We start from the raw sequence: 6,162 nt of genomic DNA on the forward strand, positions 1-6,162 counted from the left end.
CTGCAGAACGGCCACGGCGTCGCGGTCGGTGAGCTCAGCGGTCACGCCGTAGGCCTTGCCGGTTGCGCTGAGCGTGGACACGGTGTCGGCCACTCGGTCAGAATCCCGGCCGACGATCACGGCGCTGCCCCCGGCGGACACGACGTCGATGGCGGCTTGTCTTCCCATACCGGCGCTGCCGCCGATGACGATGACCTTCTTACCGTCGAATCCTGCACTCATAGGCCCGATCCCATCTCGCTATCTCGCGGGCGCACCGCCGTGATACGCAGATCTCATCTTCACATACTTCAGTGGGATATGTAACCCAGTACAGCAATCGAATTGGCCCACCCGCCAATCATGCTCAGAGATGACGGGCAATAGTGTTGAGCAACTAACCCCGAACCGCCTGCGCTTCAGATGTCATCGAGGCTGGAGATGACGTCGAAAGCATCGTCGTCCGGGGCGCCGACCCGCACTGGGTCAACTACCCCATTTATTCGACCGGGAGGGTATGTGAGCGTCCAGCCCGCTCACGTGGTCAAAGCTGACACGAACTGTTCGATGATTAGAACGTTGCGAGCGACTTCAGCACCGACGTGTTCTGTCGAACTGGGGACGTAGGTTGAGCCGGAAACATCGACGCCACCGATGACAATCACGTTTGACCCGGCCGCCAGCAGATCACGAGCCAGTGCGTGCAAGACCACGTTGGGACCGCTGTGCGAGCCGAAGAGCAGAACTGTTAATTGCGTGTCTGCCCTCTGCAGCAACTCGTCTTGGTGTTGTCCTGCGATGTACGCGTCGGCGGGGATCGTCGTCATCTCGTTCGTGAGCAAAGCTGCGTATAAGACAGCGGCTGCGTGCTTGCCATACCCGACGTAAGCCAGGCGCGAGTCTGGGTGGCTCGTAATGTCCGCGGCCACTTCGCGGAGTTCCGTCGGCAACGTCGTGGTGGCTACGGTGCGCGCGAGCGGGGGGACATAGTCGTTGTCCTCGTTCAGGATCATCGACGCGACATAGTCATGGGCGATCAGCGCGTTCAGAAATCCCGTTGGGCTGCCCGACGCCCCGCTGCGCAGCAAAACTTCACAGTCAGCGACCTCGGCGAGGGGACTGGCCAGGTCGTCGGTGATCGCTACCATCGCTGCTGGTCTCATGGTCTCGGTGAGCCGATCGGCCAAAGCGCGCACCTGGGCGCCTGAGCCCGACCGCGAAGTGGCGATCAGCAGCGAATCGGAGGTGACGATTTGTGGATTCGCCAAAAGATTTTCAGTATCGATCCACCATGCGGACCTGCCGCCCGCGACGAGCCGGCCCCAGCTCGGCAGGGCCGCAACATGCGATGCCCCCATACCAGTAAGGATGATGCGGCGCCGGTGATTGCGGACTAAGGGATATAGACCCAGCGAGACCGGTGCCCGATCGAAGTCGAGCAGTGATTGCGCCTGGGCGAGCGCGTCGACGTGAAGGGCGCCGTGACCGGTGAGACGATGGCGCCGCAACGGTGTCTCGCCACGTAAGAGTGTCGTTGTGGGGGTCATCAGTCAGTGCCCCTTCCTGGTCGTCGGCCACGGCTGTGGTTTGGTCACAGGTCCTACGAATCGACTATGGGATCTCGGGAGCGCTAGATCATCGGACAGATCGCGTATGTACGAGGGCGCATGTTCGTAGGCAGGCCAGCTGGCTGACAGCTTGCTGTACGCAGTTCCCGCAAGCTGGCTAACATGAGGGAGATCGATCCCCGGGCGGACGCACCGTCGTTGAACTGGAGCGATGTAGGAGTGAGTGAGCTACTGCCGGCGGGGATGGTGACGTTGCTGCTGGCCGACGCCGAGGACTCCACGCGACTGTGGGAAACACAACCCGAGCAGATGGCGGCCGCGGTCGCACGTCTGCAGCGCGCGCTGTCCGAAGCGATCTTCGAACACGATGGTGTACAGCTAGGGGGCCGGGGCGAGAGCGATAGTTTCGTGGTCGCGTTCGCCCGCGCCAGCAATGCGGTGGCGTGCGCGCTGCAATTGCAGCGCGCGGCACTGGCCCCGATCCGGCTACGTATCGGCGTGCACACCGGCGAGGTGCAGCTGCGTGACGAGAGCAACTACACCGGTCTGACCGTCGACCGGACTGAGCGCCTGCGCGATCTGGCTCACGGTGGCCAAACCGTGTTGTCGGGAGCGACCGAGAACATGATCGTGGATCGGCTCCCTGAGGGTGCATGGCTGGTAGGTCTGGGCACTCACCGGCTACGAGATCTGCCCCGTCCGGAGCGGCTTGTTCAGCTGTGCCACCCCGACTTGCGCAACGAATTTCCTGCATTGCGCGCCTCCAATGGTGGCGTCATCCATGGTCTTCCGGCGCAGCTGACGAGTTTTATCGGCCGCAATGCGGAGATTCTCGATGTGCACCAGCTGTTGGCCGGCAACCGGCTGGTGACGTTGGTCGGGGCGGGGGGCGTCGGCAAAACCCGTCTCGCCGTGCAGGTCGCGACCAAGCTCGGCGGTGATTTCGGCAACGTTTGGTACGTGGACCTGGCGCCAATCACCCAGTCCGATTTGGTGCCGGTTACTCTGGCGCGCGCTCTTGGGCTGCCCAACCAGCCCGGTGGCTCTCCAACCGACAGCGCTCTCCGTTTCCTCGCTGAGCGCCCGGCTGTGCTGGTTCTCGACAATTGCGAGCATCTGCTGGACGCGACTGCTGAGTTGGTGGCGGCGCTAATTGACGCCTGTCCTCAGGTGAGGCTGCTCGCGACCAGCCGTGAGCCGATTGGTGTCGTGGGTGAACTGAGCTGGCGCGTGCCGTCGCTGTCACTCACCAATGATGCCGTTGAGCTCTTCAATGACCGGGCTCGACGGGTTCGGCCGGACTTCCACGGCACCAGCGAGAACGCGGTCGCGGTCATCGAGGTCTGTGAGCGCCTCGATGGGCTGCCGCTGGCAATCGAACTAGCAGCGGCACGCGTTCGGGCGTTGTCGCCGGCGGAGATCCTCGATGGTCTCCATGACCGTTTCCGCCTGCTGACAGGCGGCGCGCGCACCGCCGTGCGGCGTCAACAGACGCTGCTGGCCTCGGTGGATTGGTCACACGCCTTGTTGACTCAACCAGAACGTGTGTTGTTCCGTCGGCTAGCCGTGTTTGTCGGCGGTTTTGACCTCGACGCCGCGCAATTCGTCTGCGGCGGTAGTGATGTGCAGCGCTACCAGGTGCTCGACGAGCTGACCCTGCTCGTGGATAAGTCTCTCGTGGTAGCCGATAACACCAGCGGCCGTACCCGATACCGGTTACCCGAAACTGTTCGTCAGTTTGCCGCCGAAAAGTTGAACGAGTCCGGCGATGCCAACGCCGTCCGCACTCGTCATCGTGACCATTACACGGCGATGGCGGCTCAACTGGACACGCCCGCATCAGCCGTCAACGAGCAGCGTCTTGACCGAGCCGAGACGGAGATCGACAATCTGCGGGCGGCCTTTCGGTGGAGCCGCGAAAACGCGGACACGGAACTCGCCTTGACGCTGGCTTCGTCGTTGCAGCCGCTCTGGCTAGCACGCGGGCACTTGCAAGAAGGGTTGGCGTGGCTCGACGCCGCTGTCGCCGCGGAGATCCCGGATCAATCCCATCCCTCGCCCGCTCGGGTCCGGGCTGTTGCCGACAAAGCGCTGCTCGTCGCGTGGAATGGCTTCCCGGAGGGTATTGAGGAAGCCCAACAGGCGTTATCTGTCGCCCGGGAACTCAACGACCCCGGTCTTGTCGCTCGTGCTCTGATGGCTGTCGGCACTCTTACTGCGTTCGCTGACCCAACGGAGGCCGCCCCATACTTCGCCGAGGCTGCAAATATTGCCCGCGAACTGGGCGATTCGTGGCGATTAAGCCAGATTCTTCTTCGCCAAGCGGTTGCCGCAATCTATACCGGTGATCTGATCGCAGGCGAAACCGCAGCCGAGGAAGCGCTCCAGCTTGCCGAGGCGATCGGTGACCGGTTCAACTCTCGTCAGTGCCGGTGGGTGATCGGCTGGGCGCACACCTACCGAGGCGACCTGACCGGAGCTGTGACACGGCTACGAGAGGTAACCGACGAAGCCACCGCGGCAAACGATGGGTTGATGCGGGTGATCGGCCTGTTGACCACCGGTCTCGGTCTGGCATACCAGGGCGACAGCGGCGGTGCGCAAGCAGCAGCTGACAAGGTGCTCAAGGAGTCCTCTGGGCTGGCTGAATTCTATGAAGGCTATGGCTACGTAGTGCTGGCCGTCGCGTCGCTGGCTGCCGGTGATCCGACGGCAGCATGGCAGGCGTGTCAGACGGCGCGGCAGTTCACCGGCTTGGTACCTGCCACCGGCGTGATCTACATGTGGGCCGCGCGAGCGCCGCTCGCTTACGGCGACCTGCCCGCGGCGCGCGAGTGGGCCGACGCGGTCGTATCACTGACGAAGGGCTGCGATCTGTCGGCAGCCTTGGCTACCCGCGCGCGGGTCGACATCGCCCGCGGTGAACTGGAACAGGCCGAACGCGACGCTCACGATGCGCTCGCGGTTGCCGCCAGACTTCGCGGGCATCTCGTCGTGCCCGACATACTGGAGTGCCTCGCTGACCTCGCAACCAACGCGGGCACTCATCGCGAAGCGGCCAGACTCTTCGGTGCAGCCGACGCAGGCCGCGAACGAATGGGCGCGGTCCGCTTCAAGATTCACCAATCGGACTACGACGCCTCGATCGCGGCGCTCCGTGAAGCATTGGGCGACCGGAATTTTGACGCCGCGTGGGCCGAGGGCGCCGCGCTATCGATTGATGAGGCGATCGCCTATGCACAGCGCCGGCGCGGCGAACGCAAACGTCCGGCCAGTGGTTGGTGGTCCCTCACCCCAGCCGAGCTCGAGGTCGTACGACTGGTCAGTGAAGGTCTGGCTACCAAGGACATCGCCCCCCGCCTCTTCGTATCGCCCCGCACCGTGTCAACCCACCTCACGCACATCTATGCGAAGCTCGACGTGACCTCCCGTGTCCAACTCGCCCAAGAGGCAGCCCGTCACGCCTGATCGCCGCTGCGAAAAGGACACGGGCAAGCATCACCAATCAAGTGGGTTCAGCGGGGTCGATACACCGCGCATGTGCTCGTCGACGACCATTGACACTTGCGGCCGCGTCGAGAAGTATTGCTACTGGGTGGTGTACCCCAATTGCGGTCGATCTCTCGCCACCCGCTGATATCGCCTCATCGTGAGATGACGCAGACAACCTTCGAAAGGACAAGCATGAGTGAATTCAGCTGTGGGGAGATTACGTTCGCCGGCGGCGGCGCTGGCGGCGGCAGGCGTGGCGGCGGTGCCGGCGGCGGCAAGCGTGGCGGCGGTGCCGGCGGCGGGAGGTCCTAGCCCAGGCATCGCGCAGGTCATCTCGTTGAATCAGTCGATGTTGGCCAACCCACGGCTTGTCGGTTGAAGACGCTGACCGGACTGGACCCTGACGGACACAACCGAATTCGTTGGGGGTCTACTTTGACCGAGGCGCCGGCGGAGGACACTCCGTCGGCGCTTTAGTTCGTTGACCGCCAGATGCAGGCGGCAACGCGCCGAAATCGGCTCAATGCGGGCATGCGGCGGCGGCCGCCGGAGACGCGGGAACCGCTACTTTGGTGGCTGGGTTTTATCGACGGCCGCCCTGCGCTGGCCGTTGTATGCCGTTTTCTAACTGCCGGTCTCGGTGTAGTAGGTGAGTCTCGGTACGCCACCTTCGGCGAATTCAGCGAGGGCTTTGACGATGGCCCCGAAATGCGCTGTGGCGAAGTGAGCTTCGACAGCGGATTGGTCGCGGTACACCTCGTAAAGCATAAAATGACCCGGTTTGTCGCGGGCTTCGTGCAGGATGAAGGCGTTGACGCCTTCTTCTGCCCGCGTTTGCCGAACGAGGATGTCGAAGGCGTGCCGTAAGTCATCGTGCTTACCCGGCAGTGCTGTTGCTTCGGCGATGAGGACGACCTCGTTGTTAGCTGCCATCTCGTAACTCCTTCGCGCGGTTGGTGGGTTAACTAACCCGGTTCTAATGCTTTACTCCCACGCGGCCCTGAGCGTGGAGGATTAGTGGCAGGCGAAATCGTGCCGTCGTTTGTCCGTATCTCAGGCTGAGGGTGCGTTGGCGACGACGGCGCCAAGTTGCAGGTGCGCGTCGATGGCGCCTTCCTCCCCG

The 6,162-nt window shown here is 63.3% G+C and carries 5 protein-coding genes; 2 read left to right on the forward strand and 3 right to left on the reverse strand.

The window, feature by feature from the left end; all coding sequences use genetic code 11:
- Nucleotides 1-222: SDR family NAD(P)-dependent oxidoreductase (locus VN856_RS24170; RefSeq protein WP_325693974.1), on the reverse strand; the 222-nt coding region annotated here is incomplete at its 3' end.
- A 293-nt stretch (nt 223-515) separates the two neighbouring features.
- Nucleotides 516-1,127 carry a hypothetical protein gene (locus VN856_RS24175; RefSeq protein WP_325693977.1) on the reverse strand — a complete coding sequence of 204 codons (612 nt, stop codon included), beginning with the start codon at nt 1,125-1,127 and terminating at the stop codon, nt 516-518.
- A gap of 639 nt (nt 1,128-1,766) precedes the next feature.
- On the opposite strand from VN856_RS24175, the gene VN856_RS24180 reads away from it, so the two are divergent.
- Nucleotides 1,767-5,015, forward strand: a complete 3,249-nt coding sequence (locus VN856_RS24180; RefSeq protein WP_325693986.1) for a helix-turn-helix transcriptional regulator — start codon at nt 1,767-1,769, stop codon at nt 5,013-5,015.
- 220 nt (nt 5,016-5,235) lie between these two features.
- Entirely contained in the window at nt 5,236-5,418 is a 183-nt protein-coding gene (locus VN856_RS24185; RefSeq protein ID WP_325693980.1) for a hypothetical protein, read from the forward strand.
- A 245-nt stretch (nt 5,419-5,663) separates the two neighbouring features.
- Here the strand turns inward: VN856_RS24185 and VN856_RS24190 are convergent, their stop codons facing one another.
- Nucleotides 5,664-5,972 (reverse strand): putative quinol monooxygenase, encoded by a 309-nt coding sequence (locus VN856_RS24190; RefSeq protein WP_325693983.1) that lies wholly within the window; start codon nt 5,970-5,972, stop codon nt 5,664-5,666.
- Nucleotides 5,973-6,162 lie beyond the last annotated feature (190 nt).

Origin of the sequence: Mycobacterium sp., from assembly GCF_035603715.1 — a bacterium.
Classification (GTDB): Bacteria; Actinomycetota; Actinomycetes; order Mycobacteriales; family Mycobacteriaceae; genus Mycobacterium.

Bases quoted from the DNA above. Each gene is read 5' to 3' on its own strand.
- VN856_RS24175 (WP_325693977.1), bottom strand. From the start codon at position 1,127: ATGGTAGCGATCACCGACGACCTGGCCAGTCCCCTCGCCGAGGTCGCT.
- VN856_RS24190 (WP_325693983.1), bottom strand. From the start codon at position 5,972: ATGGCAGCTAACAACGAGGTCGTCCTCATCGCCGAAGCAACAGCACTG.